The organism is Enterobacter hormaechei subsp. hoffmannii (assembly GCF_001729745.1).
GTDB lineage: Bacteria > Pseudomonadota > Gammaproteobacteria > Enterobacterales > Enterobacteriaceae > Enterobacter > Enterobacter intestinihominis.
In genome coordinates this window covers 2,141,913-2,157,895 of sequence record NZ_CP017186.1, presented here as the reverse complement: position 1 = coordinate 2,157,895, position 15,983 = coordinate 2,141,913, and the positions used below count along the sequence as shown (strand labels likewise).

Genomic DNA, 15,983 nt, shown 5'->3' with positions numbered 1-15,983 from the left:
TGTTATAGTATAACATTTCAGATCGCAACCAGTCCGCGAACCCCCTCCTGCTCCATGTTCTCACCGCGCCCCTGCTGGACGATGCTGCCGCGCGACATCACCAGATAGCTGTCGGCCAGCTCCGCCGCAAAATCATAAAACTGCTCCACCAGCAGGATCGCCATATCCCCCCGGTTCGCCAGGCTGCGGATCACCTGCCCAATCTCTTTAATCACCGACGGCTGTATACCTTCCGTGGGTTCATCCAGGATCAGTAACCGTGGACGGCTCGCCAGCGCGCGACCAATCGCCAGCTGCTGCTGCTGACCACCGGAAAGATCGCCTCCGCGACGGTGTTTCATCTCCTTCAGCACCGGGAAAAGCTGCCAAATCTCCTCCGGCACGCTCCTTGCGTTTCCCGCGGAGAAGCGCGACAGTCCCATCAGCAGGTTTTCTTCTACGGTCAGACGCGGAAAAATCTCCCGCCCCTGCGGAACATACGCCACGCCGGACTGCACCCGCTGGTGCGGTTTACTGTGAGTGATGGTCTTTCCCTGCCAGACCACCTCCCCGGCTTTCACCGGGATCAGCCCCATCAGGCACCTCAGCAGTGTGGTTTTCCCCACCCCGTTGCGCCCCAGCAGGCAGGTAACTTCCCCGACCACCGCCTCAAAGCTCACCCCGCGCAGAATATGACTTCCGCCGTAGTACTGATTCAGCTCGTTAACCTGTAACATCCCCTCTCCTTAGCGTCCCAGATAGACGTCAATCACCTGCTCATTGGCCTGTACCTCGCGAAGCGAGCCTTCGGCCAGTACGCGCCCCTGATGCAGCACCGTGACGTGGTCGGCGATGGTCTCGACGAAGCCCATATCGTGCTCAACCACCATCAGCGAATGCTTGCCTGCCAGAGTTCGGAACAGCTCGGCTGTGTATTCCGTCTCTGCGTCGGTCATACCGGCGGCGGGTTCGTCCAGCAGCAACAGATGCGGATCCTGCACCAGCAGCATGCCGATCTCCAGAAACTGCTTCTGCCCGTGGGAAAGCAGCCCGGCGCGGCGATCGCGCTCGCTGCCAAGCCGCAGCAAAACCAACATCTCGTCAATGCGGTCGCGCTGCTCGCCGCTGAGTTTTGCCCGCAGGCTCGCCCAGACGGACCTGTCGGCTTTCATGGCGATTTCGAGGTTTTCCCCTACGGTCAGCGCTTCAAACACGGTCGGTTTCTGAAACTTACGGCCAATGCCCTGACGGGCAATGGCCGCCGGTTCAAGGGCTGTCAGATCGATGGACTGATCGTAAATAGCCTTCCCGCTTTTTGGCCGGGTTTTGCCGGTGATCACGTCCATCAGCGTAGTTTTACCGGCGCCGTTAGGGCCAATGATGCAGCGCAATTCTCCAATGCCGATATTAAGTGAGAGATCGGTCAACGCCTGAAAACCATCGAAACTGACGTTAATGGCCTCGAGCTGTAACACAGGATCGGTCTGCTCACGGTAACGATCGCCCGGTAGCTGGCGGGTAAAGAGTCCTTCAGAGGGCTGCATTAATTATCTCCCTTACGAAACAGACCGAACACGCCGCGCGGTAAAAAGAGCGTCACGGCGATGAAAATCAGCCCAAGAAACAGTTGCCAGTACTCCGGCATCGCCACGGTGAAAAAGCTCTTCGCACCATTGACCAGCGCCGCACCAATCACCGGGCCTACCAGGGTGCCGCGCCCGCCCAGCGCCACCCAGATGGCCGCTTCAATCGAGTTGGTCGGCGACATTTCACCCGGGTTGATAATACCCACCTGCGGAACGTACAGCGCCCCCGCCAGACCACACAGTACGGCGGAAAGCGTCCAGACCAGCAGCTTGAAGCCGCGCGGATCGTAGCCGCAGAACGTCAGACGGTTTTCCGCATCGCGCACCGCCGTTAAAATGCGGCCAAATTTACTCTTCGCCAGCGCGTAGCCTGTGCCCAGGGCCAGAAGCAGCAGCATGACCGTTGCGAGAAACAGCGCGATCCGCGTGGTAGTCGCCGTAACGGAAAACCCGAGCAGCGTGGTAAAGCCGGTAAAGCCGTTATTGCCGCCAAAGCCGGTTTCGTTGCGAAAGAACAGCAGCATGCCCGCATAGGTCAGCGCCTGGGTCATGATGGAGAAATAGACCCCTTTGATCTTCGAGCGGAAAGCAAACCAGCCGAAGACCAGCGCCAGCAGGCCGGGGATCGTCACGATTAACACCAACGCCCAGGCAAAATGCTGCGTTCCCCACCAGAACCAGGGCAGTTCGCTCCACGAGAGAAACGACATAAACGCGGGCAGCCCGTCCCCGGCCGCCTGGCGCATCAGGTACATGCCCATCGCATAGCCGCCCAGGGCGAAGAATATGCCGTGCCCCAGCGAGAGCATACCGGCATAGCCCCAGACCAGATCGAGGGCCACGGCGACAACCGCGTAGCAGAGGATCTTGCCGATAAGCGTCAACATCCACGTCGAAACGGCCAGCGGATGCGTTGCGGGTAACAGCGCGAGAAAAGGCAGCACCAGCAGCGCCGCAACCAGCAGACTGCCGAAGATTTGCGCGGTGCGCGGTGCCCTGCGCGCCAGTGTTAAGGTCAATGGCTGGCTCATCAGTCTGTCACCCTCCCTTTAAGTGCGAATAACCCCTGCGGACGTTTCTGGATAAACAGAATGATCGCCACCAGAATCAGGATCTTGCCCAGCACGGCGCCCATCTGCGGTTCAAGAATTTTATTGAAGATCCCCAGACCAAAGGCCGCCGCGACGCTACCGGCCAGCTGGCCGACGCCGCCGAGCACCACCACCAGGAATGAATCGATGATGTATCCCTGGCCCAGCTCCGGCCCCACGTTCCCCAGCTGGGACAACGCCACGCCGCCCAACCCGGCAATGCCGGACCCAAGGCCAAACGCCAGCATATCTACCCGTCCGGTGGGAACGCCGCAGCAGGCCGCCATGCTGCGGTTTTGCGTCACCGCCCGCACGTTGAGACCCAGACGCGTTTTGTTCAGAATGAGCCAGGTGAAGAACAGCACCAGCAGTACAAAGCCGAGCACCACAATACGGTTCCAGGGCAGCGTCAGGTTGGCGAAAACCTGCACCCCGCCGGACAGCCAGGCCGGGTTAGCGACCTCAAGATTCTGGGCGCCAAAGGTCATTCGCACCAGTTGGATAAGCATCAGGCTGATCCCCCAGGTGGCGAGCAGGGTTTCCAGCGGGCGGCCATAAAGATGGCGGATCACCGTGCGCTCCAGCACCATCCCGATGCCTGCGGTCAGGCAAAACGCCACCGGCAGCGCCACCACCGGATAAAGCGCCAGCCACTGAGGCATCCACTGCGCCATTACCTGCTGCACCATCCAGGTGGCATACGCCCCGAGCATCAGCATTTCACCGTGAGCCATGTTAATCACCCCCAGCAGACCATAGGTGATAGCCAGCCCGAGCGCGGCCAGCAAGAGTACCGACCCCAACGACAGGCCCATGAAGGCCTGCCCCAGCAGTTCGCCCCACATCAGCCGGTGCTGAATACGCTCCAGGCTCTCAGCGGCGGCGGCACGTACCCGTGCGTCCGGCTCGGTTTGTGTCCGGGTGAACGGCGTCAGCGTGGCCTGCACGTCCGGATCGTCAGACTGTCCCAACAGCTCAACAGCCTTGAGCCGTACTTCAGCCTGTGGGCTCGTCAGCTGGAGGTTTGCCAGCGCCAGCATCAGCGACTGTCGGGTGACGTCGTCCGTTTCGCTACTGGCCCGCTGTTGCAGAAAGCCGAGCATATCCGGCTGGGCGTCACGCTGAAGTTGCCGCGCGGCATGACGCCTTTCTGTGACACTGTCACTGACAAGCTGATGCGTCGCCAGCGCCGTGACGGTTAACACGCGCAGTCGGTTGGTCAGCCGCACGGCTTTGGTCGTGCCTTCAGCGCTTTTTGCCGCGCCCAGGGCAACCATTTCGCCGTCGATGCGGGTAAATGCCTTCTTCTGGCTGTCGGTATAAAGGTTCTCCTGTTGCAGCGCCTTAAGCAGCGGCAAACGTGCAGGTTCCGGCGTGGCTGCCCAGCGGGTCAGCATGGCGGTTTGCTGGCTGCGGCTAGCGGCAACGAAATCATCGGCATCCGATGCCTGCGCCATCCCTGGCAGCAGTCCGGTAAGCCACACAATCGCAATCATCATGCGTATGGCGTTCATGACGTCTCTCCCTGGTGGTGGCTTAGTTGCTGGCGGTTTTCATCGGCTGGTCAGGCTTTTTGTCATTCCCGGCGATAAACGGGCTCCACGGCTGAGCGCGTACCGGCTGTTCGGTTTGCCAGACGACGTTGAACTGGCCGTTGCCTTCAATTTCACCAATCATGACGGGCTTATGCAGGTGGTGGTTGGTGGCGTCCATGGTCAGCGTAAAGCCGGACGGCGCGTTGAACGACTGGCCCGCCATTGCCGCGCGCACTTTGTCCACGTCGGTTGTTCCCGCTTTTTCAACCGCCTGCGCCCACATATGCAGGCCAACGTAAGTCGCTTCCATCGGATCGTTGGTGACCACGGTATCGGCATTCGGCAGCTTATGGGCTTTCGCGTAGGCTTTGTAAGCCGCGACAAAGGTCTGGTTGGTCGGGTTGTCGACGGATTCAAAGTAGTTCCACGCCGCCAGGTTACCCACCAGCGGTTTGGTATCAATGCCGCGCAGTTCTTCCTCACCCACCGAGAACGCCACCACCGGCACGTCCGTGGCTTTCAGCCCCTGGTTCGCCAGTTCTTTATAGAAAGGCACGTTGGAATCACCGTTGATGGTGGAGACCACTGCCGTTTTGCCGCCCGTGGAGAACTTTTTGATACTGGCGACGATGGTCTGGTAATCGCTATGTCCAAATGGGGTGTAGACCTCTTCAATATCTTTATCTTCAACGCCTTTCGAGTGCAGGAAGGCGCGCAGGATCTTGTTAGTAGTGCGCGGGTAAACGTAGTCCGTACCCAGCAGGAAGAAGCGCTTCGCGCTGCCGCCGTCCTCGCTCATCAGGTACTCCACCGCCGGGATCGCCTGCTGGTTAGGCGCCGCGCCGGTATAGAAGACGTTAGGTGACATCTCTTCACCTTCATACTGCACCGGATAGAACAGCAAACCGTTCAGCTCCTCAAAAACCGGCAGAACCGATTTACGCGATACGGAGGTCCAGCAGCCAAACACCACGGCGACCTTATCCTGGCTCAGAAGCTGGCGGGCCTTTTCGGCAAACAGCGGCCAGTTGGATGCCGGGTCAACCACCACCGGCTCCAGCTTTTTCCCGAGCACGCCGCCTTTAGCGTTGATTTCATCGATGGTCATCAGGGCGACATCTTTCAGGGGCGTTTCTGAAATGGCCATCGTGCCGGAGAGAGAGTGCATAATCCCGACTTTAATGGTCTCTGCGGCCTGGACGCCAAAGCTCATTCCCATGGCGATGACGGAGGCGGACAAGGTGAACGCTTTAATAAAGGTACGACGGTGCATATTTTCACTCCTGAAAAGAAAGCTGTGCGAAGACGTCCGTTACCGCCGGACGCAGAAAAAAGTAACGCCAGTTTCAGGAGAGCAAAAACAGTGCCAGGTTGCAGAGACAGGATTTTAAAGGGATCGAAGAGAGGAGTGACGGGAAACGACTCAGAATGGTACAGCGCTGCACTGTAATAATGCAGCGCTGTAAACGGCGTTACCAGACGTCGCTGGCGATTTGCGTTACCAGGCGAACTTTATCCCACTGCTGGGCTTCGCTCAGGCTGTTACCCTCTTCCGTAGAAGCAAATCCGCACTGCGGGCTGAGGCAAATCTGCTCTTTCGCCACGTAGCGCGCAGCCTCTTCCAGACGCGCTTTCACCCCTTCCGGGTTCTCCAGTTCACCGTGTTTGGTGGTGATCAGCCCCAGAACCACCTGCTGTTTACCCGGGCGCACAAAACGCAGTGGCGCGAAGTCCCCGCTACGGTCGTTGTCGTACTCCAGGAAGAACGCGTCGACGTTCACCGTGCCGAACAGCACCTCCGCCACCGGCTCATAGCCGCCCTCGGAAATCCAGGTTGAGCGGAAGTTGCCGCGGCAGACGTGCAGCCCGACGGTCAGATCGTCCGGTTTGCCCTCCAGCGCCTTATTCAGCACCCGGGCATAGGTCCGGGCAAGTTCGTCTGCATCGTCACCGCGCTCGCGGATCTGGCGGCGCTGGTCCTCCGAACAAAGATAGGCCCAGACGGTGTCATCCAGCTGCAGATAGCGGCAGCCTGCATCGTAAAAGGCCCGAATGGCATCGCGCCAGGTGGTCGCCAGATCGTCAAAGTAATCCTTCAGATCCGGGTAGACCGTAGCATCAATATCCTTGCGGCCACCGCGGAAGTGCAGCACGCTCGGGCTTGGAATGGTCATCTTCGGCTGTGCATTACCGCTAATGCTTTTGAGGTAGCGGAAATCTTCCAGCATAGGATGATCGCCGAAGCCCAGTTTGCCCGTTACGCGCACGCCATGGGCTTTAGTCTGCACCCCGTTGAACTGAATGCCCTGCTGGGAATCATAACGCTCCACGCCCTGTAGCCCGTCAAAGAAGTCAAAGTGCCACCAGGCGCGGCGGAATTCACCGTCCGTTACCACATGCAGACCGCAGGCGCACTGCTGCTCGACAACATGACGAATGGCCTCGTCCTCAACCGCGCGAAGCTGCCCGGCATCGATTTCACCGCTGGCAAATTGCAGACGGGCCTGTTTAATGGCATCCGGGCGTAAAAAACTGCCGACTACATCGGCGCGGTACGGGGCATGGTGTCGCTGCATGGAAATCTCCTCTGTCTGTCGGCGTTAATTGCCCACAGTGATAATTCATCTCTTGAATCTTTAGACTTCTGGATGTCTAAACGTCCTGAAAAGATGTCATACCGGCTCGCCGCCGACAAACGAGAAAATTTCATCTGTGTTGAAATAAATTCATGTTCACAGAGCGGGTGATGAAGATCCTGCAAACGCGAACCGCTCATCTTCCCAGCCGGTCATGCCCCCGAGCATAATCTTAACCGGCAGACCCAGACGCGCCAGCTTCAGCGCCGCCCTGTCCGCCCCGTTGCAGTGCGGGCCTGCACAATAGACGACAAACAGCGTGCCCTCCGGCCACGCTTTCATCCGCTCTGCGGTGATCTGGCTCCAGGGTAAATGCAGCGCGCCGGGCAGATGCCGCCGGGCAAAATGTTCAGGCTTTCCGACAACGTGCAGCAGAACAAAGTCCTGCTCACCGCTGGATACCGCATGATGGACATCGGCGCAGTCCGTCTCGACACTCAGACGACGCAGAAAATGTCCCACAGCTTCCTGCGGCTCAGCAGCCGGAAATTCAGTAACATAGCTCATGAATCTTCCTCATTTGTGGTGTTTGTGTTAACACTACTCTATCCCTTAATTCAGCCCATGAATGCGTCCGCCTATGCCAGAAAACAGCAAAAAGATGACAAACTTAAGACATCCCTCGCCGCGCGCGGTCGTGCTGGCATATGACGGTTTATGTACCTTTGAGTTTGGCGTGGCGGTAGAAATCTTTGGCTTGCCGCGCCCGGAGATGGGCGATGACTGGTATCAGTTTGCCGTGGCGAGCGTGGATGATGGCGAACTCCGGGCAACGGGCGGGATCCGTATTCTGGCCGATGGCGATCTGGGTCTGCTGGAGACGGCGGATCTGGTTGTCGTTCCCGGCTGGCGAGGGCTGGACGAACCCGTACCCGAAGCGCTCTGCCAGGCGCTCCGCGCGGCGCATGCCCGCGGCTGCCAGCTACTCTCGATCTGTTCTGGCGTTTTCGTTCTGGCAGCCTCAGGCCTGCTTGACGGGCGGAAGGCGACCACCCACTGGCGCTATACGCAAGCGCTGAAAACACGCTGTCCCGCCATTACCGTGGTCGAAGATGTGCTCTACCAGGACGAAGGCGATATTCTCACTTCCGCCGGAAGCGCCGCGGGGATTGATCTGTGCCTGCACGTGGTGCGCCGGAATTACGGTATGGAAGTGGCAAACCGCGTGGCGCGTCGGCTGGTGATCCCGCCCCATCGGGACGGCTCGCAAACCCAGCAGCTTAGCCGACCGGTGGCTCAGTTGCGGGAGAGCCAGCGCCTGGGCCAGCTGTTTGATTATCTTCACCAGCATCTGGCCGTTTCCCATACCGTCGAATCGCTGGCCCTGCGGGTGGGTATGAGTCAGCGCACCTTTCTGCGCCGTTTCCAGGACGCGACCGGAACAACACCCGCGCGCTGGTTATTGACTGCGCGATTGCAGCGGGCAAAAGATTATCTCGAAAACAGTCGGCTCAGCATCGACAATATTGCGGAACAAACCGGATTTGGACAAAGCGCCACGCTGCGCCACCATTTCCGGCAGCAATTTGCGCTTTCACCCGCGCAATATCGCAAACAATTTTTACCAGTACGATAAACGGGCAAAAAAAAACCGCCATAATCTGGCGGTAAATGCTTGCATGGATAGATTTGTATTTTGGTATCTACGCTCCGGTATTCCATACCGGGATGTGGATCACCTGCAATCTACCACTGTGAGCCTCAACGAAGCATAAACGAATCGATTAACCCGCTTTGGTATTAATTTGCAGATAACGCATCAGCCCCTGCTCTGCACTCTGGCGGGCATCATCATTAATCGCTTCGAGATAAAACGCACGAGAGACCCCATACGGCGCCTGCTCGGATGGGTAAACAGCGAACTGGAAGGTTTTGCCCCTCGCCTTATTGGTACAGCCCAGCTCCCAGCGATCTTCACTTACCTGGGTGCTATTACATTCGACACGTCCGTAATCGCTGGTTAAATACGATCCGACACGGCTTTTTGCTGACTGAATATATTCTGGTTCTTCATTTGAATAGATGCTGGCCGCAGCACCCACCGCAACCACTACGCCCAGAAGTGATAGCACGATTATTTTTTTCATTTATTCGATCCAATCCTTAGCCAGAAAAATCTTATTGTAAATGATTTCCCAATAAATCTAGCTTCTCTTTGCATACCAGAAATGGGAGTTTACAACGGCGATATTGCTTTTAAGAATAGTCTTAAGTGAGTTTTATGGCGACCACAATTTTTGACAGTCTATTTTCTCAAATTTAAAGAGTCGAATAATTACTCTATGAAATTATCCCTACGATGACCGTAGCGTATTTTCGGGGGTAAAAGATGTTCAGAAAAGGCTTTTCGCTACTGCTGGTGATTAGCGCCCTGTTCTCAGGGCAGATTATGGCGGAGCACAAAGGACATGAATTTCTTTACGTGAAAAACGCCGACCATCAGCTTCGTCATGAAGCTGACAGCGACGAGTTACGCAGCGCGGCAGAGGAGTCTGCGGAGGGGTTGCGCGAGCACCATGCCTGGCAGAAATCGCGCAAACCGGATACCCACTCTGCGGGTTAGCTGCCTTTACGCTTCGGCAGGGTCTTCATCAAATCGTCAGGGCTGACGGAGGCCACAATGCTGCCCGGAGACGGCATTTTGAAGATGTGATTCTTCATCTTGCCGATAACGTGCATTTCACACGGACGGCAGTCAAACTTCAGCGTCAGTACTTCATCGCCATTCACCAGCTGCATCGGCGTCGCTTTCCAGCTTTTAATATTCCCTTTCGCCTGTTTCGGACAAAGGTTAAAGGCAAACCGCAGGCAGTGTTTGGTGATCATCACCGGCACATCGCCCTTCTCTTCATGCGCTTCATACGCGGCGTCAATCAACTGCACGCCGTGACGATGGTAAAACGCACGCGCTTTGTGGTTGTAAACGTTCGCAAGGAAAGAGAGATGCGTGTCCGGGTAGACCGGCGCAGGCACCGCTTCGGCCTTACGACTGCCGCGCGGATAGTTTGCCAGGCGTGCTTCATCCAGCATCTCAGCCGTTTCACGGCGGAACTGGTTCAGCAGGCTGTTCGGCACGAACAGCGCATCCGGCAGATTCACCTCAATATTGCGCGCATAATAAATGGTCTGCCCGAGCTTCGCTACGCCATCCTTGAGGTTGCTGAGCGCTTTCTCCGCATTGTTCGCCACCTCGAACAGGCCGTCGAGCGTATGCGTCACGCTGATGCCGTCTTCGCAGGTCATGGTCAGGATCAGCTGCTCTTCCCAGCCACCCAGCGCGATATCCACCGCAATGCGACGCTCGCTGGAGGTCTTGAGCAAGGCCTGCTGCCAGTTGTGATCCAGGTTACGGTTCAGCGCCGCATTCGGGCGGGCTTTGTAAAGGTCGGCAGGCATTTCGTTCGGCCAGACGCGATAACGATTTTCACCGGTTTTCTCCACCGTATTGGCGCGAAAACCAACCACTTCACGTTTGATCATCACGTTGAGACCATCGCCGTTCGCCAGCGGCTCTGTAACCTGAACGTCAATATGATCCTTCGCCACTTTCAGCACTTCACCCACCGGCAGACCGATAAACTTCGGTGAATCGAACGCGCCAATATCCCCTTTGCGCGCATTAACGAAATAATCCGTACTGCCGCGGTGGAACGTTTTGTCCGTCGATGGAATAAAGAAATGCTCTGTACGACCGGCGGACGCGCGCGCCAGGTCACCGCGATCCTCGATGATGGCATCCAGCATCTGACGATAATGGGCGGTGATATTTTTCACGTAGCTCATGTCCTTGTAGCGGCCTTCAATTTTGAAGGAGCGTACGCCGGCATCGATCAGCGCGCCGAGGTTTGCCGTCTGATCGTTATCTTTCATCGACAGCAGGTGTTTCTCGAATGCCACCACGCGGCCCTGATCGTCTTTCAGGGTATACGGCAAACGGCAGGCCTGAGAGCAGTCGCCGCGGTTAGCGCTGCGCCCCGTCTGGGCGTGAGAGATATTACACTGCCCGGAATAGGCCACGCAAAGCGCACCGTGGATAAAGAATTCAATGGTCGCGTCGGTGGCCTGGTGGATATCGCGGATCTGGTTCAAGTTCAGCTCGCGCGCCAGAACAATCTGCGTAAACCCGACGTCTGAAAGAAACTTCGCCTTCTCAACGGTGCGGATATCGCACTGGGTGCTGGCGTGCAGCTCAATTGGCGGGATATCCAGTTCCAGAACGCCCATATCCTGAACGATCAGAGCGTCAACGCCGGTCTGGTAGAGATCGGTAATAAGACGCTGCGCGGGCTCCAGCTCATCATCATGAAGAATGGTGTTCAGGGTCACGAACACCTTCGCCCCGAAACGGTGGGCGAACGGTACCAGTTCGGCAATGTCGCGCAGGCTATTGCTGGCGTTATGACGGGCACCAAAGCCTGGGCCGCCAATGTAGACGGCATCCGCACCGTGAAGAATGGCTTCACGGGCAATGGCGGCGTCGCGGGCCGGGCTTAGCAGTTCAAGATGATGGGGGTGCAGGCGCATACTTCGTCGTTATCCGTTATGGTCAAAATGGCGGCTATTGTAGTCAGAAGTCTGTGCCAGTGAAACCGTTTTGCGACGCTTTAGCGGGGATAATGAATCAGAGAGTGAAAATGCACCGTCCGGGTGCTGCTGTTGCGGTACGCGTGCGGTTTATCGCCGGCAAAACGCACGCCTGAATCAGCGTATACAGTGCGCCAGACACCGTCGATATGCATATCCAGTTCACCGCTTATCACCACCACGTGTTCAATCACCCCGGCTTCGTGCGGCGTGGACTCACTCAGCGCGCCGGGCGACAGGGTGATGGAGAAATGGTCGAACTTAAGCTGTTCATCCCAGGGGAAAAGCGGTTTCACCACCATCGCCTGCTGCTGCGGATCGAACACCGCCTGCGGTTCGCTCTCTGGAGTGATAAACGCCGAAAAAGGTACGTTCAGCCCGGTGGCAATTTTCCACAAGGTTGAGACCGTCGGGCTGGACTCATTGCGTTCGATTTGCCCAAGCATCGCTTTCGACACGCCCGTCTCTTCCGCCAGTTTCGACAGGCTCCAGCCCCGCGCCTGACGCAGCGCTTTCAGTGTGGTTGCCAGATGTTGAGTGATATCCATAGTTCCTCCTGTTGGGGCAAAGCATACCACTTGTACGCTATAGCGCACAGTGATACCTTATCCCGGACGTTATAACGCACAACGGAGTTCACATGCGATCGACTGCCTCTCTCTTTCCTGCCGTGCTGGCTGGTTTTGTTGCCGTTCTGGTGGGCTACGCCAGCTCTGCCGCCATTATCTGGCAGGCGGCTGCGGCGGCGGGCGCCAGTACACAGCAAATCGCCGGATGGATGACCGCGCTGGGGCTCGGGATGGGGATCAGCACGCTTGCATTGTCGTGGTGGTATAAAGCCCCGGTGCTGACCGCCTGGTCGACTCCTGGCGCGGCGCTGCTCGCCACCAGCCTGCAAGGCGTGACGCTGGCGGAAACCATAGGGGTATTTATATTTGCGAATGCGCTGATTCTGCTGTGCGGCGTCACTGGCCTGTTTGCCCGGTTGATGAAACTGATCCCGCACTCGCTTGCCGCCGCTATGCTGGCAGGCGTGCTGTTACAGTTTGGCCTGAAGGCATTCAGCAATCTTGAGGGACACGTGCTTCTTTGCGGCAGTATGCTGGTCGCCTGGCTGGTGGCTAAAGCCGTAGCGCCCCGGTACGCCATTGTCGCCACGCTGCTGGTGGGGGTGTTCGTGGCCTGGGCTGGAGGTGACGTTGTCACGAATAAAATGACGTTATCGGTGATCATGCCGGAATTCATTGCCCCTGCGTTCACCTTCACCAGCCTGATCAGCGTCGGCTTACCCTTCTTCCTGGTGACCATGGCGTCGCAGAATGCGCCCGGCTTCGCCACCATACAGGCATCGGGCTATCCGCTGGCGGTCTCACCGCTGATCGTTGCCACCGGCGGGCTGGCGCTGCTGTTGTCCCCCTTCGGCGTCTATTCCATCTGCATCGCCGCCATCACCGCCGCCATCTGCCAGAGCCCGGACGCCCACCCGGATGCCAGTAAACGCTGGCTGGCAGCGGCGGCCGCAGGTGGGTTTTATCTGCTGGCGGGGGTGTTCGGCGGGTCGATTTCGGGGCTGATGGCCGCCCTGCCGCTGAGCGGCATCCAGACGCTGGCCGGGCTGGCCCTGCTCGGCACTATCAGCGGGAGTTTGTATCAGGCACTGAATCATGAAGCAGAGCGCGACGCGGCGATCGTCACCTTCCTGATGACCGCCAGCGGCGTCACGCTCCTGGGACTTGGCTCCGCTTTCTGGGGGCTGGTGCTGGGTGGGATCTGTTACGCTGTCTTCTCACGCCTTCGCCGCGCGTAGCTGTGACGGCGTGATGCCGGTCATGCTGCGAAAACGGTTACTGAAATGGCTGGCGGAGTTAAATCCGCAGGCCAGCGCGATGTCGGTGAGCGGCGTGGTCGTGTGCTGAATCAGCGCTTTGGCCTTCTCCATGCGGCGCTGCATGACGTACTGATGCGGCGCCAGCCCCATCGACTGGCGGAACATCCGCGCAAAGTGATACTCACTGAGTGCGGCCTGGCCCGCCAGTTCCGCCAGCGTTAAGGGTTGCGCCAGATTTTCCTCGATAAAGGCCAGCACGTTGCGCAGCACAAACGGCGATAGCCCGCCGGTGACCACCGGTAACTTCCACTGGACGCTGGAATAGTGCTGGACCAAATGCGTCAGTAATAAGGTCGACGCAGTGCTCAGGGTGAGCTGATTGGCGTTTTGCTGCCAGTCGCAGCCGAGCAAAAACTGGCGATAAAGGGCGGTGATTTTCGGATCGCTGCCGAAGATTTTTTCCTCCAGCGTCAGCGATAGCGGTCGTTTATCCCAGATTTTCTCCCCCACGTCCCGCAGGTGTTCATCGGTGCAGTAGAGGTGCACGAACGACAGGTCATCACGAATATCCCATGTGGATTCGCTCTCTTCCGGCATCAGACAAAAACGGTCCGGCCCGCCGCCATTTTTCCAGCCACCCGGCGTTTTTTGATAGCTTTCATAGCCATCCGCCACGTACAGGCTAAGGGTGTGATGGTTGCTTTTCACGGTGATCGTGTCGTGCTTGTTGTACCACGCCGCCAGTTGAATGCCAGTATTGAGCGCGACGGTTTCCCGCAGCACTGCATTTTTTTGGCGTAACGTTTCAAAGGTGTCGTAAACGAGAGACATGGCCGTAAACAGGTGATTAATCAGACTGTCAGTCTAAGAAGTGTTGCAGCCTGTTACCAGCCATTGTGCGAGAAAAAAGCGCAAGAATTTGCAAGTCCGGCGCAAGGCGATGAAAGCCGGGGCCCCCTTCTTTCGCCACACTGTTGTTTTTCGCGGTATGAGAAGAGAGACACCATGAACGCATTACTCTATGGGCTGGTTGTTGTTATCTGGGGCACGACCTGGATCGCCATTTTTTTACAACAGGGGCCGGTTGCAGCGCCGGTCTCCATTTTCTGGCGCTTCGCCGTGGCCAGCGCCACGATGATGATCGTCCTGGTCGCCCTTCGTCGCCTGCGCAGGCTGGCGCTGCGGGATCATCTCTACTGCATGCTTCAGGGTTGCTGCGTTTTCTGTTTCAACTTCTGGTGCTTTTATACCGCCGCCGCCCATATCAATACCGGCCTTGAGTCGGTGATTTTCTCGATGGCCGTACTGTATAACGCCATCAACAGCTTTATCTTCTTCGGCCAGCGTCCACCCGCGCGCTTCTGGACGGCGGCAGCGCTGGGGCTTATCGGGATCATTACCCTGTTCTGGAACGATCTGCTCGCCAGCGGCTGGAGCGCGTCATTGCTTACGGGCATCGGGCTTTCCGCCCTCGGCACCTACGGCTTCTCGCTGGGGAATATGATCAGCATGCGTCATCAGCGAAACGGGCTGGAAACCATGACCACCAACGCCTGGGCGATGCTGTATGGCACCGTCGTGATGGGCCTTATCGCTCTCTTCAGGGGCGAAAGCTTTATGCCGGAATGGACGGTGAGCTATATGGGGGCGCTGCTTTATCTTGCGCTGTTTGGCTCGGTGATTGCCTTCGGCGCCTACTTTACGCTGGTAGGCCGCATTGGTCCCGGTAAGGCCGCGTACAGCACCCTGCTGTTCCCGCTGGTGGCGCTGTCGATTTCAACGGTGTACGAGGGTTACGTGTGGCATATCAACGGGATCGTCGGCCTGCTGTTGATATTGGGGGGAAATATGGTGATGTTTACGAAACCGGAAACCTGGTTCCGCCGCCTGCTGACGGCATAAAATAACGGCCTGCGTAGATGCAGGCCGTTTTTATTATTTTGCTGTCTGATGGACATCAAACATGGTGGCATCGGTCGCCATATCATCCACAACCTGTTTCAGTGTGGCGAATCCCAACGGCGTGTTCTCGTTGGCAAGCTCTTTACCTTCACCTTTACGAACAACTTTAACTACCGGTTTGTTCGTGGCGGCATCAATCAGCTCACCTTCAAAGAAAAGATGCGTATCCATGGTGCGATGGCCAGTTGCCATCTGCGTACCCGCAACCAGCAGCGCGACGGGCACCACTTCATAGAACTGCAAACCTTCTTTCTCTGAGCTCACACCCGTGATGGCGCCGCGGAAGATCAGGCTATGTTTGCCCGGCGTCGTCACAATTGGTTTACGCTGGCCAATCGCGTTTTTTAATGTGTTATTGGTGTAACTCAACAATTCATCAAGCGTTTTTTGCCCAAGCTGTGTGGTTGGCTTTGGTGTCGGATAATAGGTTATCGGGGTCCAGATAATACTGTCGTAGTTCGCCGGATCATAGGAAGGATCGACCCAACGCAAGGTTGGTTTCCCGGTTGCTGATGTCATCTCCTGCAAGTCAGAGTAATCTTTTAAAAAGCCTGAATATTGATCGGGGGCTGCGACTTTTGACGCACAGCCAGAAAGGGCCAACAGGCCAGAAAGCACTGCAACTTTAAAAAAAGTGGAAGTACGCATGATGGAGTTCCGAGTTATCTGCAAGTATGCACTTGAAGTTATAACAAAAAACAGAGGGAAATGTTGTGGCAAAAAATGACGGGGAAGGCACAAATTGTAAAAATAGTGCCCGGACCGGATCCGGGCAGAAAAAT

Annotated in this window: 16 protein-coding genes; 4 read left to right on the top strand and 12 right to left on the bottom strand. The window is 57.2% G+C overall.

What is annotated here, in order from left to right:
• Positions 1–17: 17 nt before the first annotated feature.
• The 7 genes from urtE to BFV65_RS10075 all read right to left on the bottom strand — a co-directional run bounded on the left by urtE (position 18) and on the right by BFV65_RS10075 (position 7,334).
• Positions 18–716 (bottom strand): urea ABC transporter ATP-binding subunit UrtE, encoded by a 699-nt coding sequence (gene urtE / locus BFV65_RS10105; RefSeq protein ID WP_023300094.1) that lies wholly within the window; start codon positions 714–716, stop codon positions 18–20.
• Positions 717–725: 9 nt separating this feature from the next.
• Positions 726–1,523, bottom strand: coding sequence for an urea ABC transporter ATP-binding protein UrtD (gene urtD / locus BFV65_RS10100; protein ID WP_032624266.1), 798 nt, complete (start codon positions 1,521–1,523; stop codon positions 726–728).
• On the bottom strand, positions 1,523–2,596 hold the full coding sequence (gene urtC / locus BFV65_RS10095) for an urea ABC transporter permease subunit UrtC (RefSeq protein ID WP_063148874.1): 1,074 nt from the start codon (positions 2,594–2,596) through the stop codon (positions 1,523–1,525). Before urtC ends, urtD begins: the two co-directional genes overlap by 1 nt.
• On the bottom strand, positions 2,596–4,170 hold the full coding sequence (gene urtB, locus BFV65_RS10090) for an urea ABC transporter permease subunit UrtB (RefSeq protein ID WP_069596550.1): 1,575 nt from the start codon (positions 4,168–4,170) through the stop codon (positions 2,596–2,598). The genes urtC and urtB overlap by 1 nt, the downstream gene beginning before the upstream one ends.
• Before the next feature lie 22 nt (positions 4,171–4,192).
• Positions 4,193–5,464: an urea ABC transporter substrate-binding protein gene (gene urtA, locus BFV65_RS10085; RefSeq protein ID WP_023306184.1), complete on the bottom strand. Its 1,272-nt coding sequence runs from the start codon at positions 5,462–5,464 to the stop codon at positions 4,193–4,195.
• Positions 5,465–5,663: 199 nt separating this feature from the next.
• Positions 5,664–6,767 carry a cobalamin-independent methionine synthase II family protein gene (locus BFV65_RS10080; RefSeq protein WP_023300089.1) on the bottom strand — a complete coding sequence of 368 codons (1,104 nt, stop codon included), beginning with the start codon at positions 6,765–6,767 and terminating at the stop codon, positions 5,664–5,666.
• Between the two features lie 156 nt (positions 6,768–6,923).
• The gene (locus BFV65_RS10075; RefSeq protein ID WP_023300088.1) at positions 6,924–7,334 is read right to left on the bottom strand and encodes a rhodanese-like domain-containing protein; all 411 of its coding nucleotides are present in this window, start codon (positions 7,332–7,334) and stop codon (positions 6,924–6,926) included.
• A gap of 73 nt (positions 7,335–7,407) precedes the next feature.
• Here BFV65_RS10075 and ftrA point away from each other — a divergent pair, with 73 nt between their 5' ends.
• The gene (ftrA, locus tag BFV65_RS10070; protein ID WP_069596549.1) at positions 7,408–8,403 is read left to right on the top strand and encodes a transcriptional regulator FtrA; all 996 of its coding nucleotides are present in this window, start codon (positions 7,408–7,410) and stop codon (positions 8,401–8,403) included.
• Between the two features lie 148 nt (positions 8,404–8,551).
• Here the strand turns inward: ftrA and BFV65_RS10065 are convergent, their stop codons facing one another.
• Complete coding sequence (locus BFV65_RS10065; protein WP_015570547.1) at positions 8,552–8,914, bottom strand: hypothetical protein; 363 nt, start codon at positions 8,912–8,914, stop codon at positions 8,552–8,554.
• Positions 8,915–9,156: 242 nt separating this feature from the next.
• Here BFV65_RS10065 and BFV65_RS10060 point away from each other — a divergent pair, with 242 nt between their 5' ends.
• Entirely contained in the window at positions 9,157–9,390 is a 234-nt protein-coding gene (locus BFV65_RS10060) for a DUF2554 family protein (protein ID WP_069596548.1), read from the top strand.
• Here the strand turns inward: BFV65_RS10060 and BFV65_RS10055 are convergent.
• Both BFV65_RS10055 and BFV65_RS10050 read right to left on the bottom strand, forming a co-directional pair.
• Complete coding sequence (locus BFV65_RS10055) at positions 9,387–11,351, bottom strand: peptidase U32 family protein (RefSeq protein ID WP_069596547.1); 1,965 nt, start codon at positions 11,349–11,351, stop codon at positions 9,387–9,389. The two genes, BFV65_RS10060 and BFV65_RS10055, sit on opposite strands and share 4 nt — an antisense overlap.
• 80 nt (positions 11,352–11,431) lie before the next feature.
• Positions 11,432–11,959 (bottom strand): helix-turn-helix domain-containing protein, encoded by a 528-nt coding sequence (locus tag BFV65_RS10050; protein WP_032676237.1) that lies wholly within the window; start codon positions 11,957–11,959, stop codon positions 11,432–11,434.
• A gap of 92 nt (positions 11,960–12,051) precedes the next feature.
• Between BFV65_RS10050 and BFV65_RS10045 the strand changes: the two genes are divergently transcribed.
• Positions 12,052–13,218 carry a benzoate/H(+) symporter BenE family transporter gene (locus BFV65_RS10045; RefSeq protein ID WP_069596546.1) on the top strand — a complete coding sequence of 389 codons (1,167 nt, stop codon included), beginning with the start codon at positions 12,052–12,054 and terminating at the stop codon, positions 13,216–13,218.
• Here BFV65_RS10045 and BFV65_RS10040 read toward each other — a convergent pair.
• Positions 13,198–14,070, bottom strand: coding sequence for a helix-turn-helix domain-containing protein (locus BFV65_RS10040; protein WP_022648088.1), 873 nt, complete (start codon positions 14,068–14,070; stop codon positions 13,198–13,200). The genes BFV65_RS10045 and BFV65_RS10040 overlap by 21 nt on opposite strands.
• Before the next feature lie 174 nt (positions 14,071–14,244).
• On the opposite strand from BFV65_RS10040, the gene BFV65_RS10035 reads away from it, so the two are divergent.
• Positions 14,245–15,141, top strand: a complete 897-nt coding sequence (locus tag BFV65_RS10035) for a DMT family transporter (protein WP_022648087.1) — start codon at positions 14,245–14,247, stop codon at positions 15,139–15,141.
• A gap of 33 nt (positions 15,142–15,174) precedes the next feature.
• Here the strand turns inward: BFV65_RS10035 and BFV65_RS10030 are convergent, their stop codons facing one another.
• A complete protein-coding gene (locus BFV65_RS10030) occupies positions 15,175–15,849 on the bottom strand; it encodes a DUF3313 domain-containing protein (RefSeq protein WP_022648086.1) in 675 nt (224 codons plus the stop codon).
• Positions 15,850–15,983 lie beyond the last annotated feature (134 nt).

Coding starts and splice junctions, on each gene's coding strand:
- urtE (WP_023300094.1), bottom strand. CDS start 716: ATGTTACAGGTTAACGAGCTGAATCAGTACTACGGCGGAAGTCATATT.
- urtD (WP_032624266.1), bottom strand. CDS start 1,523: ATGCAGCCCTCTGAAGGACTCTTTACCCGCCAGCTACCGGGCGATCGT.
- urtC (WP_063148874.1), bottom strand. CDS start 2,596: ATGAGCCAGCCATTGACCTTAACACTGGCGCGCAGGGCACCGCGCACC.
- urtB (WP_069596550.1), bottom strand. CDS start 4,170: ATGAACGCCATACGCATGATGATTGCGATTGTGTGGCTTACCGGACTG.
- urtA (WP_023306184.1), bottom strand. CDS start 5,464: ATGCACCGTCGTACCTTTATTAAAGCGTTCACCTTGTCCGCCTCCGTC.
- BFV65_RS10080 (WP_023300089.1), bottom strand. CDS start 6,767: ATGCAGCGACACCATGCCCCGTACCGCGCCGATGTAGTCGGCAGTTTT.
- BFV65_RS10075 (WP_023300088.1), bottom strand. CDS start 7,334: ATGAGCTATGTTACTGAATTTCCGGCTGCTGAGCCGCAGGAAGCTGTG.
- ftrA (WP_069596549.1), top strand. CDS start 7,408: ATGCCAGAAAACAGCAAAAAGATGACAAACTTAAGACATCCCTCGCCG.
- BFV65_RS10065 (WP_015570547.1), bottom strand. CDS start 8,914: ATGAAAAAAATAATCGTGCTATCACTTCTGGGCGTAGTGGTTGCGGTG.
- BFV65_RS10060 (WP_069596548.1), top strand. CDS start 9,157: ATGTTCAGAAAAGGCTTTTCGCTACTGCTGGTGATTAGCGCCCTGTTC.
- BFV65_RS10055 (WP_069596547.1), bottom strand. CDS start 11,351: ATGCGCCTGCACCCCCATCATCTTGAACTGCTAAGCCCGGCCCGCGAC.
- BFV65_RS10050 (WP_032676237.1), bottom strand. CDS start 11,959: ATGGATATCACTCAACATCTGGCAACCACACTGAAAGCGCTGCGTCAG.
- BFV65_RS10045 (WP_069596546.1), top strand. CDS start 12,052: ATGCGATCGACTGCCTCTCTCTTTCCTGCCGTGCTGGCTGGTTTTGTT.
- BFV65_RS10040 (WP_022648088.1), bottom strand. CDS start 14,070: ATGTCTCTCGTTTACGACACCTTTGAAACGTTACGCCAAAAAAATGCA.
- BFV65_RS10035 (WP_022648087.1), top strand. CDS start 14,245: ATGAACGCATTACTCTATGGGCTGGTTGTTGTTATCTGGGGCACGACC.
- BFV65_RS10030 (WP_022648086.1), bottom strand. CDS start 15,849: ATGCGTACTTCCACTTTTTTTAAAGTTGCAGTGCTTTCTGGCCTGTTG.